This window comes from Anaerosalibacter massiliensis (assembly GCF_024623155.1).
Taxonomy (GTDB): Bacteria; Bacillota; Clostridia; order Tissierellales; family Sporanaerobacteraceae; genus Anaerosalibacter; species Anaerosalibacter massiliensis.
This window is the reverse complement of record NZ_JANJZL010000011.1, coordinates 23,653-45,143: the sequence shown is the minus strand read 5'-3', so window position 1 is coordinate 45,143 and position 21,491 is coordinate 23,653. Positions and strand designations below refer to the sequence as shown.

Sequence of the window (21,491 nt, the reverse complement as noted above, 5' to 3'; positions counted from 1 at the left end):
AGTTTAGATTATATTATAAAGTATTCTACCTTTTAAGACAATTTATAAGTGCAAAAATAAAATCCTGGTTTTTACACCAAGATTTTATTTAAAATATACTTCCTACTTCCTTCATATCTACTAGATCTTCTCTATAGTCCATATCTTCTGGATTTAAGCTATTTATGACTACTCCTCCAGAGGAACCAGTTGAATGTATATATTTATCATTGCCAATATACATAGTTATATGTCCTGGATAATATATTAAATCTCCAGATCTCATATTCTCTCTACTAATTTTTTTCACACTATATCCTTCTTTTATCTCAGAATCCCTATATATAACAATTCCATTTATCAAATAAGAAATTGAACAAAGTCCTGAACAATCTATTCCTAATGGACTTTTGCCACCCCATCTATATTGGGTGCCTAAATAAGATAGAGCAGTATTTACAACATTCTTTCTAAGTATTTCTTCATTAACCTTTTTTCCATTTCTTATTCTCTCAACTGTCCACTCTTTTCTAATCCAACCTTTTTCTCCATCTGGAAATAATACTTCCACCCAATTATCTACCTTTTCTCCTGAAAGTTTTATTATAGAGCCCTTTGTTAATTGCTTTATAGGATAACTTTGGTACTTTGGTTCTTTAAGCACATCTACTACTTTCCAATCTATAACATAATTCGCTTCTTTATCCCATTTTAATCCTTCTTCATCATATAAATATAAATCATTTTTATTTATATATCCATTATAATTATAACTAGTTTCAACATAATACCATCCATTACTTTTTTCTTCTAACAATTTAACTGTCATGCCAAATAAAATTTCATCAGCTAGTTCTGACTCTAGATTAGATTTACTTCTTATAGATACTACTCCATTTTTTGCAATGCCATAATTTAATACCATATTTCTAACCTCCCTATAGTTGTAAAGCTGTTTTATATCCTAATATGATAAAATGGCAAACCCAATAATAGTCATTACCTAGATTTTTAAATTCTGGTTCAAGTTCTTTACAATATCTATTGCATATTTACGTCTAGTATGAAATATACACTCTGATGGTGAATTCAGTAGACTTGATCCATCTCCTTCTAGTATTATTTCTTCTTTTTTAGCTCCTACTTCTGCTAACTATTTCAAAATTTAATCTTAGATTTTTCCCATTATTCGCACTATTTTAGTGTTGCTTATTCTTAAATCATCTATTTTACTATAAAGTAGTCTCTTTTAACTATTCCTCAAAAAAGGTGTTTTTCCAAAATTTTATACTAATTATTTATATTATATTTTTTTATTTTTTCGTAAAATGTAGTTTTACCTATACCTAAAGCTTTCATTGCTTTTTTCTTATCCCCTTCATAGTATTCTAAAGCCTTCTTAATAGCCCTTTTTTCAAATTTCTGTGTAGATTTCTTTAAGGGTAATATCTCATCATTTAAATCTTCACTTTTATTTTTTGTTCTAATTGTTAAATGTTTAGATAGAATAGTATTTTCTTCTGATAAATTAGCAGCTCTTTCTAATATGTTTTCAAGCTCCCTTACATTTCCAGGCCAGCTATGTTTTAATAAAATATTTAAAGATTCTCCTGATATTCTTTTGTTCTTACATCCAACTTTTTTACATATTTTAGGCAATATGGATTTTACCAATAGGTATATATCCTCTTTTCTATCCCTTAAAGGAGGAACCCAAATAGGAAATACATTGATTCTATAGTATAAATCTTCTCTGAATCTTCCCTCTATCATTTCTTCTTCTAAATTTTTATTAGTAGCAGATATTATCCTTAGATCTACCTTGACCTTTTCTTGACCTCCTACTTTATAAAAACTTCCATCTTGGAGTACTTGCAATAGTTTAACCTGTAAACTAGGTGATATTTCTCCAATTTCATCAAGAAATATAGTCCCTCCATTAGCTAATTCAAAGAAACCTTTTTTTCCATAATTACTTGCTCCTGTAAAAGCACCTTTTTCATAGCCAAATAATTCAGATTCAAGAAGATTTTCTGGAATTGCACCGCAATTTACATGAATAAATGGTTTGTCTTTTTTAGAACTATTGTCGTGAATAGCCCTGGCTAAAAGGTTTTTTCCTGTACCACTTTCACCTAGTATAAGGACTGTAGAATTAGTTTTAGACGCCTTTAAAGCTAATTTCTTTACATAATTGATTTCTTTACTTTCTCCAATTATGTTAGGAAAAGCTTCCACAATCTCTCTTTCTTCATCTAATTTTCTCTCCATCTTTTCAAGATTTGATAAGGCTTCATCTCTTTCTTTTAAAGCTCTTTTAATTTCAGAGATATCTTCTACTTTCAATGCAGCACCTAATCTTTTTTCACCTTGGTTAACTGGAAGTAAGGTACAAATAGTGGGAAACCCATTTATTTCTTTAAATTCATTCACATAACTTATATTTTTTCCTTTTCCAGCTTCATAAAACTCTTTAATTGTAGAACCTGATTTATGAATTTCAAATATATTTTTCCCTATTACATTTAATAATTCTGAATTCTCACCTTTTGCTCTATAGCTCTTCCCTTCTAATATCTCATTTACACTTTCGCCCTTTGCAGTATACCCTTGTGCTTGATAAAACTTCATTCTTTTTGTTTGACCATCTAATATAACCATATGACCTATATAATTTATATAGGTCATAGTATATTTCTCACTATCAACTTCAATAGTTATTATCTTATTTACAAAATCCACTACAACTCCTATTTCTACTCCTAAAAAACTTGTATTCATTTTTAAAGTATCAGTAATATCTTTGCTTTTTTGATAAAGATATACTGGCTTTATATCCTTATTTCCATATACTCCTACTACAATTAGTGCATCTCCTTTTTCAATATTTTCATCTTCTACTCCTATATATCTTAACGATGAAGAAGTAAGGTTTCCATCATCTTTACCTATAGCATTGTCTCCTATTATGACTATGTCTCCATTTTCTATTTGTCCTGATTTATGGCTTATTTGTTGATTGTGTAAAATGCCAAAAATATCCTTAGCTTTATTATTATATACCTGTATGATACCATTATTATCTATAACTATAAATCCTTCAGACATCATATTTGTAAACATTTCTACATAGTCATATTCATTAAGCATTATTCTCACCCTTTAATCATAAATAATGTTTCCTATTTTTCTAAAACCAAATCCTAAATCATCCTCTAATACTATTAAAGATTCTTTGTAAATAGCTCCTCCATCTACTGGATCTTCTGCACATAGGTTTGGAGCATCTAAATCAAATTTAGTTATAATACTCTTTCCACCGGCTAAATGGCAAGCAGCTGTAAGTCCTATTTTGCTCTCCATCATACAACCAAGCATGCATTCCATTTCATAAATCTCTGCAAGATTACATATTTTTATTGCATTATGAATTCCACCAGTTTTCATTAGTTTTATATTTACCAAATCAGCTGCTCTGTTTATAATTATATTTACTGCATCTTGAGGAGAAAATACGCTTTCATCAGCCATAACTGGAGTGTCTATATTATCTGTTACATATTTAAGCCCTTCAATATCATAAGCCTTTACAGGTTGTTCTACTAACTCTATATCAAGACCTTTATCTTCCATCATTCTCATTACTCTTACTGCTTCTTTTGGAGTCCAACCTTGATTTGCATCTATTCTTATATTTACTTTGTTTCCTACAGCTTTTCTTATAGTTTCAAGCCTTAGAAGATCTACCTTCCAATCCTTACCAACCTTTACTTTAATAGTTTTATATCCTCTCTCAAGGGCATCTATACTGTCTTGTGCCATTTCTTCAGGATCGTTTACACTTACAGTTATATCTGTAGTTATTTTATTTCTATATCCACCTAATAATTTGTATACAGTAGTATTATATAGTTGTCCATATAAGTCATATATGGCCATATCCACAGCAGCTTTAGGACTTGAATTATTTACTAAAGAATTATCAATTCTATTCATTATCTCTTCAATATTTTCTATATCCATCCCTATTAAGCTTGGCCTTATATGTTCCATAATTGCCCACTTAATAGAACCCATAGTATCTCCTGTTATTACTGGGGTTATAGCTGCTTCTCCATATCCTACATTTCCAGTATCAGTCTCTATTCTAACTATTGCATTCTCTATAGTATATACTTCCCTTAAAGCTGTTCTAAAAGGTTTTTTCAAGGGTATTTTAATTTCCCCTACTTGAATATCACGAATTTTCATTAAAACCCTCCTCAATATATCATTAAGTAAATTATACCATCTTAAAAATTTTGTGCAATGAATTAAAACAAAACTTGTCAAAATATGCTTAAATTTAGTTTTTTAGACAAATCCTCTAAAACTTCATATCCTGCTACTGAATTTCCTTTTTCATCTAATGAAGGTCCATATATTCCAATTCCCATCCTATGAGGTACAGAAGCCATGATTCCACCTGAAACACCACTCTTTGCTGGAATACCTATTCTAATCGCAAATTCTCCACTAAAATCATACATTCCACAAGTTACCATAAGAGTTTTAACGATTCTTGCAATATAATCTGTAGTAATAGCTTCACCAGTTTTTAAAATTTTTCCTCTATTAGCTAAAAAAAGCCCAATATTTGCTATATCTATACAATCTACTTCAATAGAACATTGTTTAAAATAAATATCCAATATTTCTTCTACATCACCTTCTAAAATCCCCATATCTTTTAGTAAATAAGCCATTGCTACATTTTTATTTCCTGTTTCCTTTTCAGATAAATACACCTCTTCGTTTAAATTTAATTTGTTATTACAAGTTATCTTTCTAAAAAAGTTTAAAATTCTTTCAAATTTTTCTTCAGAACTTTCACCCTTAATAAGAGAAGTAACAACTATGGCTCCAGCATTTATCATAGGATTTAAAGGCTTATATACATCTGGCATTTCTAATTTATACATAGAATTAAAAGCATCTCCTGTAGGTTCCATTCCCACTTTACTAAATACTTTTTCTACTCCATTGTCCATAATAGCCAACATAAGTGATAAAGTTTTAGATATACTTTGAATGGTAAATTTAGTTTTATATTCACCAGAAGTGTATATATTTCCTTTCATATCTATAATACAAATACCTAAGTCTTTTGAGTTAGCCTTTTTCAATGCTGGAATATAGTCTGCAACCTTCCCTTTTTTAGTCAAATGTCGATTCTTTTCAATTAATTCATCTAATAATTTTTTCATAAAATACACTCCTCACAATATATTTTTACTCGAAACAACTATTGCCAATAAATTCTCTAAGAATTGAAGTTGGAGGTATTATAGACTCGTTTTTTACATCTTTAAAGTACTCTAAAAATTTAAGAAGTCTTTTAGCTTCAGAATAATATTCACTAGTTCTATCTATGGTCTTTAGTTGAGGCACTATATATTTTTTAAGTACAGACAACTCATATACTAATGAAGAATTAAACATTATATCTGCTTCCTCTTGATAAGGAAATATGTTTTTTTCTTCTCCTCTTCTTACTGATTCCCATAGTTTAAAAGTCCTTCTAATATCATTCCCCCTAAATTTGCTATCTCTAACTATTCTCCTTATAATTCTTGTATCAGTTGTAGGTATTCTATTGTGAGCATCCACATTTAATTGAGTTAGAGCACTTACATATATCTTAAATTTATTCTTTTCTGGAATAGCTTTAGTAAGTTCTGAATTCAAACAGTGAATACCTTCGACTATTATAGGGTGTTCTTCATCAACTTTTACAATTTTCCCTGAATGTTCTCTTATGCCTTTTACAAAATCGAACTTTGGCAATTCTACCTCTTCACCTTCTAGCAGTTTAATTAAATCTTCATTAAACAACTTAATATCAATAGCTTCTAAAGACTCAAAATCATATTCTCCAAATTCATCCTTAGGCGTATCTTCTCTGTTTACAAAATAATCATCTACCGATATAGATATTGGTCGTTTTCCATTGACCTTAAGCTGTACTGCTAATCTATGGGAAAAAGTAGTTTTCCCTGAAGATGAAGGCCCAGCTACTAATATAACATTTACATTATCATCTTCACATATTGTATCTGCTATATTAGCAATTTTTTTCTCGTGCAAAGCTTCTGATACTCTAATAACTTCATCAATAGAACCATCCACTACCTTGTCATTTAAGCTTCCTATATAACCTAGATCTAGAATATCAACCCAATCCTCTGCTTCTTTAAAAACTCTTGCTAGTTGTCTTGGTTCTACAAACTCTGGAACTACGAATCTGTTTTTTTCAGATGGTGAAAAAAGTATAGCTCCAGGATAATAGTATTTTAAGTCAAACATTTGTATATATCCTGTAGACGGAGCCAAATATCCATAAAAACTATCTATATGATCATCTATTTTATATATATGTATTTCATCCTTCTCTACATGTTTATAGAGATTCACCTTGTCCATATAACCCTTTTCTTTAAATAATTTAATTGCATCCTTTCTTTTGATTTTTTCCCTTAAAATAGGTTTGTCCTCTTTTATTATTTCTTCCATTTTTTCTTTTATCATTCTTATTTCTTTAAAATTTATAGGTTTACTTTTCTTAATTTCTGTATAAAGTCCTTCACCTAAAGAATGTTCAATGTTTACATTAGCATCTGGAAACAACTCTTCACATGCCTTTATATATACAACAGTTAAAGTTCTTGTATATATCTTATATCCGTCCTTATCACTAATATCTATGAATTTTATTCTTTTTCCTTTTTCCGCTATATCTGTTAAAAGAAAAATTTCGTTATCTATTCTAGCTCCTAAATATTTTTTATGTTCTTCTTTATATACTAACTTTGCTACTTCTTCCAACGTAGAACCTTTGTCTAGTGTTTTTTCTCCTATTCCTTCTATATATAATTTTATTTTGCTCATATTTATTCCCCCTATTAAGACTTTAACTATATTATACTTATTATATATTAATATAGAACAATAAACTACTTATCATAAAAAATAGCAGAGTTGCCTCCGCTATTTTTCTATATATTAGGTTTACTTGGTTCTGATATACTAGATAATGCATCTCCTGCTTCATTTACAAAATTATCTCTTACTGCTACATCTCCTATAGCCAAAATCCCTACTAAAGTTCCATTGTCTACTACTGGTAAACGTCTTATTTGATGTTGTGACATGAGTTTTGTAGCTTCATCAAGATCTGTATCTGATGAAACAGAAATTGGATTTTTAGTCATTACATCTTTTATTGTATGATTTTCACCTTTTCCTTGGGATAAGCCTCTTACTACAATATCCCTATCTGTTACAATGCCTAAAAGCCTATTATTAAGATCGCAAACAGGAATACTTCCAATATTTAAATCCTTCATTTCATTTGCTATATATTCTATGGTACTATCTTCTCTTGCTATTTTAACTTCTCTAGTCATTGCATCTTTAACTTTCAAACTACCATCTCCTTTATAATTTATAATAGTTCAATATTAGGATATGTAGTTTGTTTTTTTTAATTCTTATTTAAATATCTTCTTTTCAATATCTTTTAAGATCTTAGGATATTCAGCAATAAACTCCTTTCCATTTAAATAATCTAAATTTGATAGTCCATTGAACTTGACTTTATATGCATGTAGAAATTGATTTTTTAAACCATATTTTTCCTTAAATATTTTATTTGTTTCTTTATCTCCATATTTTATATCTCCTAAAATAGGATGCCCAATAGACGAAAGATGTGCTCGGATTTGATGTGTTCTTCCAGTAATTAAATCAATTTCTAACAAGGAAAATTTTCCATTTGTATACAATAATCTTATTTTTGTATAAATTTCTTTTCCCTCTTTAGTATTCTTGTTAATTATTTTTACTGTATTGGTTTTTTCATCTTTTACTAGATATCCTTTAAGCAATATATCCTTATTAATTTCTCCTTTTACTACAGTCTTATAATATTTTTTTACTTTTCTATTTTTTATTCCTTCATTCATTTCCTTTAAAGCCTCATGATTTTTAGCTCCTATTATAATACCACTAGTATTTCTATCTAATCTATTGCAAATAGATGGAGTAAAAGTTTTCTCATATTCTGGATTATATTCCCCACTTTTATAAAGATAACTTATCATTCTATCAACTATATTGTTTTTATCATTTTCATCTGCTGAATGAGACAATATTCCTTTAGCTTTATTCATTAGAATAATATTTTTATCTTCATATATTATTTTGGGAATAGATAAAGATGTATCAATAAATTTTTTCTTTTCCATAAATTTATTTAAAGTTTCATCAGCAATATAAAGTTGAATTTTATCTCCCTCTAGAATAATATTATCTGGTTTAACTCTTTTGTTATTGAGTTTAATCCTCTTTTTTCTAATCATCTTGTATATAAAACTTTGGGGAGCTTTGGGTAAATATTTTTTTAAAAATTTATCAATTCTTTGATTGCTATCGTTCTTTTTTACAATTAATTCCCTCAAATTTCTTTCACCTTTCTTCTTTCTATTTTATTTTATTATGTTATAATAACATTATACACAAACCCTTAATAAAAACTCTACTCTATTTATCTATTGTATTGTAGAAAAAAGAGGTGAAAAAAGTGAAAAAATTTAGCGAGAAGCTAAAAGATTTCTTTTATGATGCTATTGACTACATATTAATGGGAGTTATTATAGTAGCAGTTGCAGGTATCATAGGATGGAGACTAGATGTGCTATTTGATGATGGTATTACTGAGGGGTCTCCTATAGGAAAAGAAATCGAATCATCAAAGGATAAAAAAATAGCTAGTCGAAATAGCACAAGCAACAAGAAATCGAAAACAGATGTGAAAAAGGAAGAGAAAAAAGAGGGCAAGAAAGAAGATAAAAAAGAAAATGATAAAAATGATGATAAATCGAAAAAGGAAGAATTAGTAAAAGTTAGTATCCCCAAAGGATCTGTTTCCGAAAATATTGCTGAAATTCTAAAAGATAATGGCCTTATAAAAGATGAATCTGAATTTATGGCCAAAGTTAAAGAGATGAATTTAGAGACAGGTTTAAAATATGGTGAATACGAAATAAATAAATCTTCTTCAATGGAAGATATTATTAAAAAATTAAGCAAATAAAAATAGTAGCCTAGGCTACTATTTTTTTACTTCTTAATAGGTTTCATTTATATATTCATCTATTAACGAAACCTTTTTTCCTTCAATAAATATTCCTTCTTTTCTTAATATCTCCAATAACCATTTGCTCTTAGAGTGAAATATAGCATATTCATAATCTTTTAATACTATTTCATAAAGTTTGTCTTTCAAAAATTTAGATTCCACTTTAATAAAATATGCTTCTATATTTTTAAAATCTAAAAACCTTAATAATTGCAATGTTGCCCTATCTTTTTCTCTATAATAATAATTGCCTTCGTTAAGATAATAAGTATAATATTTATCGGACTGACCTTCTCTTTTCATATCCTTAGCAAGCATAGTATAGTATTTAGCTAATACATTATAGTACTGATAATTGTACATACCTTTTTCATAACTATCTATTTGTGAAAAAGGTTTAACATTCATTTGTTCAACAAAATCAAAATTACCTTCTAAAAACTCTCTCTTACTTATATCTCCATTCTTATATTGGATTATAAGGGAGTTTCTATGGTCAAAAAAATTATCGAACAGACCTCTTCTCCTGCAATAAGCCAATTTTAAACACCCTATCTAATATCATATTTCTCAATTACTAATTATATTATATCATTAATTTAGAGATTTTGTTCACTTTAACGTTAATATTTTTTATTATTCTTTTTTAAAATTTTGGATTTCTTCTTTACTTAGCTCCCTATATTCTCCAGGAAGAAGCTTTTCGTCTAATTTAATATTTCCCATAGACATTCTTTTTAAATACACAACTTCCATGTCTATAGCTTCAAACATTCGCTTTACCTGGTGAAATTTCCCTTCAATTATTGTTAAATAAACTTTAGATATATAATTTGACTCAATTATTTCTAATTTAGAATCTAAAGTCTTGTATCCATCATCCAAAATTATTCCATCTTTAAACAAACTAATATACTTTTCATCTACATATCCATCTACTTCTACATAATATTTTTTATTTACTCTATTTTTAGGTGACAATAATTTGTGAGTAAATCTTCCATCATTAGTTAGTATCAAAAGTCCCTCTGTATCCTTATCTAACCTTCCTGCTGGATATGGATTAAAAGATAAATATTTTCTATCTAATAGATCTAAAACAGTGCTAAAAAAAGGATCTCTAGTAGATGAAATCACTCCCTTAGGTTTATTCATCATAATGTAAATATATTTTTTATATTCTACTATTTCTCCATCTATGTTTATTTCATCTTTATATGGATCAACTTTTATTGAATTGTTTTTTGCAACCTGACCATTGACTATTACCCTACCATTTTTTATATACTGCTTTATTTCTTTTCTACTACCATATCCCATATTGGAAAGTACTTTATCTAATCGTTCTTTTTTAATCATTGAACCCTCCTTAATCTACTCTACAATTATATTATACACTATTTTTATTATTTATTTCAAAGTATTGATATTAGAATAATTTATATGAAATAAGATAAAATAATAATATATTTTCTATAACAAATATAGAAAGGAGAATACTATTGAGAGTAGATAAGACTGATTCACCATTAGATGGTGTTAAATGTGTTGTTAATACTTGTCAGTACCATGAGCAAGGAGATTATTGTACTGCCGAAGCCATAGAAATTCAACCTAGAAATGCTACCTCTACAGAAGAAACAGATTGCGCAACATTCTCTCCAACTACAAGAGGATAAAATAAGGCAGAATCTTCTGCCTTATTTTATTTCTAATTCTTCAGCCTTTACTTTTAAAGTTTCAGGAATCTGAGCTAAAGTATAATCTAACCCAATATAAATTTCTGTATTAAACTTTTCACTTATTATTTCTAAGGTTTCATATAGGTTTTTTAAATCTTCTGTGCCTATGTCTATGATTTTATATATACCATCTACATAAATCTTTTCTAAATCATAATCCATGCCAATAATACCACATAAAAAGCCATAGAAAGATTCAATATTTTTTATATTGAACTCCATGGCATTTATCAATCTTACTGAAGAATCAAGACTAAATATATGGTTGTCATCCACATCAATAAAAGCAATATTTCCATTTCCGATTTTTATTTCTTCATTTGCCATTTCAATTAAACGCTTAGTTTTACCAGTACCTTTAGTACCACAAATAAATTTCACCATTTCTACCACTCCTCCAACCTTATATTTAAAAACCTTGTATAAGTATATTTTCTACAAAGAAATAGTTTTTCCTTCATTTTTTTCATTATTTCTTAAATTTTTTTAAAGCTTTTCCATTTAAATAGTTGCATCTCTTTCCTTGATAAGTTTTTCTCATCTCCATATTTTTAACAATACTATCTCTAATTTTCCACCAGCTCTCATTCCAGTTTACAAAAAGAGAATTTTCTTTCGGAGCTCTCCCAATAATTCTTTGAACTATTATATCCTCATTTAAATACTCTAAAAATGTAATAACTCTTTCCATATATTCCTCTTTTGAAATTATAGATATCTTTCCCTCATTGTATAGACTTCCTAAAACCGTATCTTCTAAAATATAAAGAGCATGAAGTTTTACTTCATCTAATTTAAGAGCAGAAACAATCTTAGCACTTTCTATTACATCATTTTCATCATCCCAAGGTAAATTTAGTATTAAATGGGCACAAGTTCTGATTCCATATTTTTTACATAGTAAAACACTATCTATGAACTCAGCCAATGTATGTCCTCTATTTATTTTATAAAGAGTGTGATAATTAACAGTTTGAAGACCTATTTCCATTGTAATCTCCAAATTGTATTTTCCTTTAATTTCGGATAAAAATCGCAAATATTCTTCATTAACACAGTCTGGACGAGTAGATATAGATATGCCTACTATATCCTCTACTATAGATTCTTTTATCACCTTTTTAAATTCTTCTATAGGCATATAGGTATTAGTAAAATTTTGAAAATAGCTTATAAACTTATTAGCTTTATACCTTTTGCTTATATATTCTTTATTTTTTATAACCTGATCTTTTACAGAAATTCTACTAGGTAAGTTCTCAAAAGAACCTCCTTCTTCACCACAAAATATGCATCCACCAACTCCTACACATCCATCCCTATTTGGACAAGTTAGAGGTAGTTTTATAGGAAGTTTATAAACTTTTTCTCCAAATCTATCTTTTAAATAATTTGAATAAACATTATATACAGTTATACTGCTCAAAATATCACATCCTTTAATATTTAAATACTATTTAAAATAGTATTATACAATAAAACGCAGGTCAAGTATTTATATACTGACCTACGTTTAGTTTATAGGTTTTCTTTTATAAAATTTAATACTTCTTCTGCATGTCCTTTAGCCTTAACTTTTCTAAACTCTTTTACAATATTTCCTTCCTTGTCTATAATAAAAGTAGATCTTTCAACGCCTATATATTCTTTTCCGTACATCTTTTTAGGTTTTAATACATCATATATTTCATGTACTTTTTTATCCTCATCACTTAATAATAAAAATTGAAGATCTAATTTATCAATAAACTTAGCATGAGATTTCAAACTATCTTTACTAATTCCTAATATTATAGTATCTAGTTTTTCAAACTCTTCATGTAAATCCCTAAACTCTGAAGCTTCTATTGTACAACCTTTGGTATTATCCCTTGGATAAAAATAAAGAACTACATTCTTTTTTCCTAAATAATCTTCTAAAGAAATCTCTCTTCCACTAGTTTCTTTCAATGTAAAATTTAGTGCTTTCATTTTGCTCACTCCTTTACAATTTTAATACCCATTTTAAAGTATGAGCAACACCATTTTCATTATTATTTTTTTTTGTTATAATATCTGAGACCTTTTTTGTCATCTCCGTAGCATTTTTCATAGCTATTCCAAGTCCTGCATTTTTAATCATTGCTATATCATTATTGTCATCACCTATTGCGATAATCTCTTCAGGTAAAATCCCTTTTTTCATTCCATACTCCTCTAAACTTAGCCATTTTGTACCACATGGATTCATTACTTCTAAAAGTCCAACTCTATCATTTATATGGGAACCAGTTAAATTATACATTATATGTGAATTGTATTTTTCAGGATATTTATCTATTAAATATAAATAAAATTCCTCCAGTTCTTTTTTTATTCCCATATATACCACTGCCAAAACCTTAGGATTGGAAACTTTAAAAACATTTTTCACCTTTTTAAATCTATCAATATTGTCTGCTAAATAATTGTGATATTTAAAATTATCTTTATCTAATTCAATAATCATATCATATCCATCATCATAACCATCTACATGGACAATAGGGTACAATCCTTTCTTTTTTCCTTCCTCTACTAGAATATGAAAATCATCTATATTTAAATATTTTTGTATTAATATTTCGTCATCCTTCATTCTTCTAACTATATTTCCATTGTTAGCCATTATAACTAACTCACTATCTATATTTTTAACCTTCTCTTTAGCAGACCAATACCTTCTTCCTGTAGCAATAACTATTTCATAACCTCTATCAATTGCTTTCTTTAAAGTTTCTAGATTTTCCTCCGATATTCTTTTATCATCAGTAAGCAATGTACCATCTAAATCAATAGCAATTAATTTATACATCTATATCACCTAAGTCCCCTTCATATTTTACTGTTCTAATAATTGTAGTATTCAATAAAAGATTTGTAAAGATAATAATGGTCATCTACTCCCCCTAATTCTCTTACTGAATGCATACTAAGTATAGGGTTTCCTATATCTACAGATGGAATATCTAACTGTGTAGAAGAAATGGGTCCAATAGTTGAGCCGCCTCTTTCATCCGATCTATTTACAAACTTCTGAACAGGTACTCCTGCAACTTTGCAAATACTTTCATATACAGTAGAAGATATACTATCTGTAGTATAAGCTTGGTTTGCACTTAATTTTATAGCAGGACCACCATTTATAACGGGTCTATTCGTTGGATCCTGTTTTTCTACATAATTTGGATGTACTCCATGAGCCATATCTGCTGATATTAAAAATGAATTAGAAAGACTTCTATAGAAATCTTCTCTATCTCCTCCTAGAGATAAGCATATTCTTTCTAAAACTGTTCTTAACATAGGGCTTGCTGCCCCTTGCTTTGTTTGACTTCCTACTTCTTCATTATCAAATAATATCATTACATTAGTTTTTCTGTTCACTTTTGAGTTTATAAGTCCTTTAATTCCTGCATGGACCATAGCTAAATCATCTAATTTTCCACAAGATATAAATTCATTATTTAATCCCATTATTTTTCCCTTTTCATATTCATATAGGAACAAATCAAAGTCTAAAATATCCTCTACCTCTACATCCAATTTTCTTCCAATTTTATTAGCTAAAAAGTTTTCTTTTTCAAATTCTTCATTAACTATAGAAAGCAAAGGTAAAGTCTCTTTTTGAGTATTTAACTTGATTCCTTCATTTACTTTTCTATTCATATGTATAGCTAAATTTGGTATAATCATTAAAGGCTCGTCTATATTTATAAGATAAGTTTTTGGAGAGAATAAATCTTTCCCTTTTATTGTTATTCTTCCTGCCAATGATAATGGTCTATCAAACCAAGTGTTTAATATAGGTCCACCATATACTTCAGTATTAAGTCTTAGATAGGTATTTTCTTCTATTATTTCTGGATTAGGCTTTATTTTAAATGTAGGTGAGTCTGTATGAGCACCTATAAGTTTGAAACCTTCTTTTTCAATATCTCCTTTTCCTACTACAAAAGCAATAAGAGCAGAATCATTTTTAGTTACAAAATATTTTCCTTCTTTTTTAATATTCCATCTTTCACTGAAATTCAATTCTGTAAATCCATTATAAACCAGTTCCTCTTTAACATTTTCTACCACGTGAAAAGCACTTGGACTTTTCCCAATAAAGTCTATTAGATCTTGAGCAAAGTTTAATTCCTTAGTCAAAAAAATCATCCTTTCCATTTATTTTTTTTAAAAAAGTACCCCAACTAAAAGTTGAAGTACTTTTTTAAAATAAATTTTTTCTATTCTTCTTCTTCAATATCTTCCTCATCTACAAATAATGTATAAAAAGCTTCTGAAACTAGTTCAAATTCTTCATCACTTTCTATTTGTTCTAATTCTATTCCATCTTCAACTTCCATGTATTCATATAAAAGTACTTCATCTTCCCCCATAGGAACTAGTGCAATATATGTCTTGTCTTCTATCTCAAACAAACCTAGTACATTACACTCCATTTCACTACCATCTTCTAGTGTAAGATATATTATACCAGGTTCTTCATGATCATGGTCATGGTGACAACCACATTCACAATCCTCTTCTGAATGATTGCAGCAATCATGGTTTTCTTCATGTTTATTAGTCATATTCATTCTCCTTTATAATTTATTATTTAATACATATGCTTATAATATCCTATTTTAGATTATAAGTATATATAAAATTTTATTTTATTTCCTCAAGAACTCCAAGTAAGAGTTCCCATGTCTTTTTAGTGGAAGATATACTCAATTTTTCTTCTGGAGTATGAACCCCATACATATTTGGTCCAAAGGAAACCATATCCATTTCTTTGAATTTTGCTTTAAAAAGTCCACATTCAAGACCTGCATGAATTGCAGCTATTTCTAATTCTTTCCCAAACTTTTCCTTATAAACCCTTTGAAACACTTTTCTTATATAAGAATCTTCTTCATATTCCCATTCTGGATATGAAGCATAGCTTTCCCAATTCCCACCTAGCATATCTGCTATAATAGCCATTTGATTTGCTATATCTTTTCTTAAACTTCTTACAGAACTCCTTATAGAGCTTTCAAAAATAACTACATTTTCTAGAGTTTTTACTATACCTAGATTATTTGAGCTTTCTACTAAGTCTTCTATTTCCCTACTCATAGTTTGAACACCATTGGGCATTAATATTAAAGTTCCAATTATTTTTTTAGTAGTATCATCACTAAATACTTTGTTTATATTTAATTCGCTTTTCTTCATTTCTATTCTAATATTTTTATCTGTTAATTTGAACTCATTTTTAAATGTTTTCTCCATATCTTTAATTATTTTTTCAAAAATCTCTTTACTATCCTCATTAATTGTAACTAAAGCCTTTCCACTTCTTGGAATAGTATTAGTCTTTGCTCCCCCTTCAATCTCAGCAAGATTAAAATCTATTTTCTTTCTAAGCTCATACAATAACCTTCCCATCAACTTATTTCCATTTCCTCTACCTTCATCTATCTCCATACCTGAATGTCCGCCTTGAAGACCTGTTATTTCTATTATATAAGGAGCTTTATTTTCATCACTTTTTTCCCATATTATAGGTATTTCAACTCTATCTCTTTCTCCCCCAGCACAACTTACTAACAACTTGCCTTCTTCCTCTGAATCTATATTTATTAAAATTTTCCCCTCAATATCCTTTGGATTTAATGCATTTGCTCCATCCATTCCAGTCTCCTCCGAAGTAGTTGCAAGTACTTCTAATGGTGGATGAGGAATATCTTTAGAATCAAGGATTGCTAAACACATAGCAACTGCAATTCCATTGTCTGCACCTAGTGTAGTACCAGTCCCCTTTATATAGTCTCCATCTATTTGGAGCTTAATTGGATCTTTGGAAAAATCATGCTCTACATCAGCATCCTTTTCACATACCATATCCATATGGCCTTGTAAAACTACTGTTGGTGCATTTTCATATCCTTTTGTACCAGGTTTCTTTATTATAATGTTTAACGCTTTATCCTGAATCACCTCAAGATTATGCTCTTTTGCAAAATTTAATAAATAATTACTTACATTTTGTTCTTCTCCCGAACAACGTGGTATTCTAGTTAAATCTTCAAAATAATAAAATACTCTTTCTGGTGTTATCTTTTCCAAAATTCTTGACATAAAATCATCCCTTCATAATTTATATTTCTAGTATATACTTACTTTCAAATCCAAATACATCTACTACTTTTATAGCTATATTTCTTCTATCCTTTTTGGAAACTTTTAGTTCAACGAATCTATTAATTTCATAAATATTTTCTTCTCTGAAATCTTGCCATCTACTAATGAATATCTCTCCATTATAATCTGGATCGATACTTATATAATCTATTAAATTTAGAGAATTCTCCTTCAATACATCCTTAACTATTTTTCTGTATTTTTCTTCAATTGGAATATTATTTATATCTATTTTATACCCTTCTAGACTAAAGCTAATTAGTTCCTTCTCATCTTCTAAACTTTTTTTATGGATTTCTCCAATACTTAATTCTCCATTATGTACTAAATCGTAACCTTTTAACCCTTGAAGTAAGAACTGCTCTCCCTCCATATCTATAAGCCTTTTTTCTACGGTTAGAGCAGAATTAGTACCTATATCTGATAATATCCATCTTCTATTAAGCCTTTCTGCTACTACTCCAGTAGTACCACTTCCTGCAAAAAAATCTGCCACTATTGAATTTTCATCAGTTGATGATAATATTATTCTTTCTAGAAGTTTTTCAGGCTTTTGGGTTGCATACCCTACTCTTTCCTTGGAAGTTCTTCCTACCATATCTATATTCCAAACATCTTTCATATTAACTAATGTATACCAACCTATATCATCAACAAATTCTTCTACCCCCTTAAATCTATAGGGTTTTAATCCTCTATTATAGGACTTTTCTTTCTGAGAATTGAAAATATAATTTTTCGTTTTGGAATACAATAATATAGTATCATGTTTTCTTGCAAAATATTTTTTACTTACTCCTCCAGATTTATAATTCCAAATTATTTCATTTAAAAACATATCTTTGCCAAATACTTCATCCATAATAATTTTTACATAGTGAACTATATGCCAATCAAGATGTACATAGATACTTCCCTTATCACTTAATAAGTCTTTCATAAGTAAAAGTCGAGGATATAGCATTTTTAAATAGGAAACCACTCCCTCTTCCCAAAAATCCGAGTAGGCAAATTTTTCTACAGTAACTGTTTTGCCATTTAAAGGCAATCTTATTTTTGAATTATAATTAGCTTTTGATAAAAAGGGAGGATCTATATATATAAGGTCTATTTTTCCTTTCATTGAAGAACAACCTTCTCCTTTTAAAACTGACTTCATTGTATATAGGTTATCGCCATAAATAAATCTATTAGTAATTTCCCTTTCTTTATATTGGCTAATTTTCCCTTTGAATAATCCATCTCTTTCCCTAGACGGAACTACTATAGCTTCCGTTTTAATATTATGATCTTCATTTAAAATCTTTTCTACTTCTATTTTACCATTCTTTAATATATTAGGAAGCTCATTTATTATTGATTTCCCACCCATATTTTCCTCCTTTAAAAATTCTTATATAGCTTTTATTCTATAAATTTTTAAAAATACCTTTATTCCCCTTTATATTATTATTTTTTTAAGATATAATCCTATTTAAATAACAATATAAGGGGGAGACTTTATGGATATATACAATTCCTTAATAGTAGAACTTCCTGAAGATATTAAAAAAACTATCTATTTTGGTGATTATGACAAGGCATTGAAACTCATAGACATATACATGGATAGAAATATTCCAAATATACTTAGGAATAGACTAGAGTATGAAAAAGATAGAATTAGGAGGTTAAAAGATGACTATATCTATAGTTTTGATGAAGCTTTTGAGTTAGCTTCATCAAAAATTGAAGGATTTGCAAAAGAAGAATTAGAAAAAATGAAAGATGAAAGGTATGCAGAATGGGTTTACATTGATGGAGAAGTCAAGTTCATTGATTCATTTTTAAATAATATTATTAAAGTCAATAAAAATTTTAAAAAAAGACTTATAGATAAGAATACGGATAATAAGGATTCCCAACTAGTTGAAAAAACTATAGATGAAATAATATCAAGTAGAGAAAAAAAATATTTTATTCATCTTAGAACTGGAATTAAATTAAAAGAAAGAAAAGCTAGAGTTGGTGAGTCAGTTAAAGTGCATATTCCTATTCCCCAAAATGCACAGCAAATAAAAAACATTAAAATACACAATACATCTCATAATCCAAAGTTTATAGCACCAGAAAATCATCCTCAAAGAACAATTTATTTTGAAGAAGAAGTAAATGGTGGAGATATATTTACTGTAGAATATTCATATGAAAATCATATTAAATATAATGATCTAAAGCCAGAAATAGTTTCAAAAAATCAGCCAAGTTTTTATACTGAAGAATGGATTCCCCATATTAGATTTACTCCATTCTTAGTAGAGTTAACTAATGAAATAATAAAAGATGAAAAAAATCCACTTATAAAGGCAAGAAAAATATATGATTATATAACTAAAAATGTACAATACTCTTATATGCCTCAATATGCAACTATAACAAATATTCCAGAATATTGTGCTTATAATTTAAAAGGAGATTGCGGTGTTCAAGCAATATTATTTATAACTCTTTGTAGAATTGCTAATATTCCAGCCCGATGGCAATCAGGCCTTTATTCAAGCCCTTATTATATAGGTTGTCATGATTGGACGGAGTTTTATATTGAACCTTATGGATGGATTTTTGCAGATCCATCTCATGGTGGCGGTGCTTTAAGAAACGGAAATGAAAAAAAGTGGAATTTCTTTTTTGGAAATCTTGATCCATTTAGAATGGTTGCAAATTCTGAGGTGAATTATGATTTTATACCTGCTAAAAAACACTATAGGCAAGATCCTTTTGACAATCAAATTGGGGAAATAGAATATGAAGATAGATTTTTGTACGACGATGAATATGAAGCTATACTAGAGATAATTAATATACATGAAATATAAGGGAATTTGTTAATAAGAAAACCTGAGATAAAAATAACTGTTGTTGACAAAAAGAAAAAGGCAATTGTCATTATGCTCATAAAATAGGAGATACTTTTAATTTTAGTACAGATCGTGGAAAACCATGTCCTATGGCTAGCCATACTATGTTTCCTTATATAGATATATTAAGATATGGAGGAGAATTGCCTAAAAATAAAGATGGTGATATTCTAGTTTCTTGCCCTGATGCTGAAGTTATAACGGTATTTAAATTAGAAAAAATTAAGGAATAATTTGGAGTTGGCTGTCTTTTTAAGACAGCCAATTATTTTAAATAAGCCATTATTCTATTATATTAATAGTTTTTGCAGTACCTTGCACTGGATGAGATTCAGCCACCGGACCATCAAATATAACTTCAATAATTTGTCCTTCTTCTAAATCTTCGGCATTTATTTCCTCATCATCTTTATATATCTTAGTGCTATCTTTAATGGCTACGTTAGCCTTATCATACATAGCATTCTCTTCTATATCTCCTTCAATTAAAACACTTGTTATTTCCTCTTCTACAATATGTATCTCTGTTATTTTTCCCTTTATTCCAACTTGTTCTTCTTTCTTATTACATCCCATAAGCAAAAATATAGTTACCAAAGTTAACAATATTCTAATTATTCTTTTCACTAAAACACCTCCCTTTATACACTAATATTATCATAATTAAAGCAAAAAGCACTTAACTTTTTAGCTAGATGTTTAAACAAAATTTTACAAAATCTTCTATAAATTCTTTAGGTCCATTATCTAAATATACAAAGTTAAATTCCTTTTTTATTTCAAAATCTTTTGTCGGAACTATTTCTTATAGTTTCATAGTCTACTGTAGAAAGGTGTAGTATTGATTAATACAATATCTACTAAAATAAAGTAGACGAATTTCTATAAATTAAAAGAAATTCGTCTACTTTATTTTACCTTTATTTAAATATTAAACTTTGTATATCCTTCCTTATTCCGGGCTCTTCCATTTTCTTAAGATCTTCAGGCAACTTTTCTTTATCCCCGTATTTTCCTACTGCAATAACTGTTATAATTGAATAATCTTCTGGTATATTATATACTTCTCTAGATTTCTTCTTTTTAAATCCTCCCATTGCATGAGTAATAAGCCCTCTTCTTTCAGCCTCTATAGACATATAACCCCAAGCAGTACCTGCATCAAATATACTCCAATTATTTATCTTTCCATTGTAATCAAAAGTTTTTTTAGATAAAATCATTATAAGTACTGGAGCATTATCTGACCAAACTCTGTTAGAATCAACAATTACACTCCTCATTTTTTCTAGCTCCTTATCAGATTTAGCCACAATAAATCTCCATGGCTGCTCATTATAACAGGAAGGAGCATATCTTGCTGCTTCCAATAAAGCTATTATATCTTCATCAGATATCTTTTCTTTGCTAAAAGCTCTTGGCGACCATCTTTCTTTTATCTCCTTTAAAATCTCAGTACTAAAATCTCTTTTCCTCATAATATCAACCTTTCAAAAT

General features: G+C 28.5%; 22 protein-coding genes and 1 pseudogene. 4 read left to right on the top strand and 19 right to left on the bottom strand.

Annotation, left to right across the window (positions count from 1 at the left end):
- Positions 1-88 precede the first annotated feature (88 nt).
- The 7 genes from NSA23_RS13235 to NSA23_RS13205 all read right to left on the bottom strand — a co-directional run bounded on the left by NSA23_RS13235 (position 89) and on the right by NSA23_RS13205 (position 8,477).
- Positions 89-904: an SH3 domain-containing C40 family peptidase gene (locus tag NSA23_RS13235; RefSeq protein WP_042682657.1), complete on the bottom strand. Its 816-nt coding sequence runs from the start codon at positions 902-904 to the stop codon at positions 89-91.
- Between the two features lie 365 nt (positions 905-1,269).
- Complete coding sequence (locus NSA23_RS13230; protein WP_257490610.1) at positions 1,270-3,129, bottom strand: sigma-54 interaction domain-containing protein; 1,860 nt, start codon at positions 3,127-3,129, stop codon at positions 1,270-1,272.
- A gap of 12 nt (positions 3,130-3,141) precedes the next feature.
- On the bottom strand, positions 3,142-4,230 hold the full coding sequence (locus NSA23_RS13225; RefSeq protein WP_257490609.1) for a dipeptide epimerase: 1,089 nt from the start codon (positions 4,228-4,230) through the stop codon (positions 3,142-3,144).
- Between the two features lie 77 nt (positions 4,231-4,307).
- On the bottom strand, positions 4,308-5,225 hold the full coding sequence (gene glsA / locus NSA23_RS13220) for a glutaminase A (RefSeq protein ID WP_257490608.1): 918 nt from the start codon (positions 5,223-5,225) through the stop codon (positions 4,308-4,310).
- 25 nt (positions 5,226-5,250) lie between these two features.
- Positions 5,251-6,906 carry a nucleoside kinase gene (locus tag NSA23_RS13215; RefSeq protein ID WP_257490607.1) on the bottom strand — a complete coding sequence of 552 codons (1,656 nt, stop codon included), beginning with the start codon at positions 6,904-6,906 and terminating at the stop codon, positions 5,251-5,253.
- 107 nt (positions 6,907-7,013) lie between these two features.
- Positions 7,014-7,442, bottom strand: coding sequence for a CBS domain-containing protein (locus NSA23_RS13210; protein ID WP_042682670.1), 429 nt, complete (start codon positions 7,440-7,442; stop codon positions 7,014-7,016).
- 66 nt (positions 7,443-7,508) lie between these two features.
- Positions 7,509-8,477: an RluA family pseudouridine synthase gene (locus NSA23_RS13205; RefSeq protein WP_257490606.1), complete on the bottom strand. Its 969-nt coding sequence runs from the start codon at positions 8,475-8,477 to the stop codon at positions 7,509-7,511.
- A 122-nt stretch (positions 8,478-8,599) separates the two neighbouring features.
- Between NSA23_RS13205 and NSA23_RS13200 the strand changes: the two genes are divergently transcribed.
- Entirely contained in the window at positions 8,600-9,112 is a 513-nt protein-coding gene (locus tag NSA23_RS13200; protein WP_257490605.1) for an endolytic transglycosylase MltG, read from the top strand.
- Positions 9,113-9,145: 33 nt separating this feature from the next.
- Here NSA23_RS13200 and NSA23_RS13195 read toward each other — a convergent pair whose 3' ends face one another.
- Together NSA23_RS13195 and NSA23_RS13190 are read right to left on the bottom strand one after the other, a co-directional pair.
- A complete protein-coding gene (locus NSA23_RS13195; protein ID WP_257490604.1) occupies positions 9,146-9,697 on the bottom strand; it encodes a DUF6648 family protein in 552 nt (183 codons plus the stop codon).
- A gap of 96 nt (positions 9,698-9,793) precedes the next feature.
- Complete coding sequence (locus NSA23_RS13190; protein ID WP_257490603.1) at positions 9,794-10,516, bottom strand: pseudouridine synthase; 723 nt, start codon at positions 10,514-10,516, stop codon at positions 9,794-9,796.
- Positions 10,517-10,659: 143 nt separating this feature from the next.
- On the opposite strand from NSA23_RS13190, the gene NSA23_RS13185 reads away from it, so the two are divergent.
- Positions 10,660-10,836 carry a DUF1540 domain-containing protein gene (locus NSA23_RS13185; RefSeq protein ID WP_075052130.1) on the top strand — a complete coding sequence of 59 codons (177 nt, stop codon included), beginning with the start codon at positions 10,660-10,662 and terminating at the stop codon, positions 10,834-10,836.
- 21 nt (positions 10,837-10,857) lie between these two features.
- Here NSA23_RS13185 and NSA23_RS13180 read toward each other — a convergent pair whose 3' ends face one another.
- The 8 genes from NSA23_RS13180 to NSA23_RS13145 all read right to left on the bottom strand — a co-directional run bounded on the left by NSA23_RS13180 (position 10,858) and on the right by NSA23_RS13145 (position 18,469).
- On the bottom strand, positions 10,858-11,283 hold the full coding sequence (locus NSA23_RS13180) for a hypothetical protein (RefSeq protein WP_257490602.1): 426 nt from the start codon (positions 11,281-11,283) through the stop codon (positions 10,858-10,860).
- Between the two features lie 85 nt (positions 11,284-11,368).
- Positions 11,369-12,325 (bottom strand): tRNA modification radical SAM protein MnmL/YtqA, encoded by a 957-nt coding sequence (gene mnmL, locus NSA23_RS13175; protein ID WP_257490601.1) that lies wholly within the window; start codon positions 12,323-12,325, stop codon positions 11,369-11,371.
- 92 nt (positions 12,326-12,417) lie between these two features.
- Positions 12,418-12,870: a peroxiredoxin gene (locus NSA23_RS13170; protein ID WP_257490600.1), complete on the bottom strand. Its 453-nt coding sequence runs from the start codon at positions 12,868-12,870 to the stop codon at positions 12,418-12,420.
- Between the two features lie 13 nt (positions 12,871-12,883).
- Complete coding sequence (locus tag NSA23_RS13165) at positions 12,884-13,732, bottom strand: Cof-type HAD-IIB family hydrolase (protein ID WP_257490599.1); 849 nt, start codon at positions 13,730-13,732, stop codon at positions 12,884-12,886.
- 35 nt (positions 13,733-13,767) lie between these two features.
- Positions 13,768-15,069 (bottom strand): M18 family aminopeptidase, encoded by a 1,302-nt coding sequence (locus tag NSA23_RS13160; protein WP_257490598.1) that lies wholly within the window; start codon positions 15,067-15,069, stop codon positions 13,768-13,770.
- Between the two features lie 80 nt (positions 15,070-15,149).
- Positions 15,150-15,497, bottom strand: a complete 348-nt coding sequence (locus NSA23_RS13155; protein ID WP_042682688.1) for a DUF1292 domain-containing protein — start codon at positions 15,495-15,497, stop codon at positions 15,150-15,152.
- A gap of 79 nt (positions 15,498-15,576) precedes the next feature.
- Positions 15,577-17,034 (bottom strand): aminoacyl-histidine dipeptidase, encoded by a 1,458-nt coding sequence (locus NSA23_RS13150; protein ID WP_042682690.1) that lies wholly within the window; start codon positions 17,032-17,034, stop codon positions 15,577-15,579.
- A gap of 19 nt (positions 17,035-17,053) precedes the next feature.
- Positions 17,054-18,469, bottom strand: a complete 1,416-nt coding sequence (locus NSA23_RS13145; protein ID WP_050069841.1) for a DNA methyltransferase — start codon at positions 18,467-18,469, stop codon at positions 17,054-17,056.
- A 130-nt stretch (positions 18,470-18,599) separates the two neighbouring features.
- On the opposite strand from NSA23_RS13145, the gene NSA23_RS13140 reads away from it, so the two are divergent.
- On the top strand, positions 18,600-19,952 hold the full coding sequence (locus tag NSA23_RS13140) for a transglutaminase-like domain-containing protein (protein WP_042682692.1): 1,353 nt from the start codon (positions 18,600-18,602) through the stop codon (positions 19,950-19,952).
- Positions 19,953-20,014: 62 nt separating this feature from the next.
- A pseudogene (locus NSA23_RS13135) lies at positions 20,015-20,227 on the top strand (TIGR04076 family protein); the annotation flags it as partial.
- Positions 20,228-20,276: 49 nt separating this feature from the next.
- Here the strand turns inward: NSA23_RS13135 and NSA23_RS13130 are convergent.
- Both NSA23_RS13130 and NSA23_RS13125 read right to left on the bottom strand, forming a co-directional pair.
- Positions 20,277-20,621 (bottom strand): DUF3221 domain-containing protein, encoded by a 345-nt coding sequence (locus NSA23_RS13130; protein ID WP_042682695.1) that lies wholly within the window; start codon positions 20,619-20,621, stop codon positions 20,277-20,279.
- 293 nt (positions 20,622-20,914) lie between these two features.
- Positions 20,915-21,472: a nitroreductase family protein gene (locus NSA23_RS13125; RefSeq protein WP_042682698.1), complete on the bottom strand. Its 558-nt coding sequence runs from the start codon at positions 21,470-21,472 to the stop codon at positions 20,915-20,917.
- Positions 21,473-21,491 lie beyond the last annotated feature (19 nt).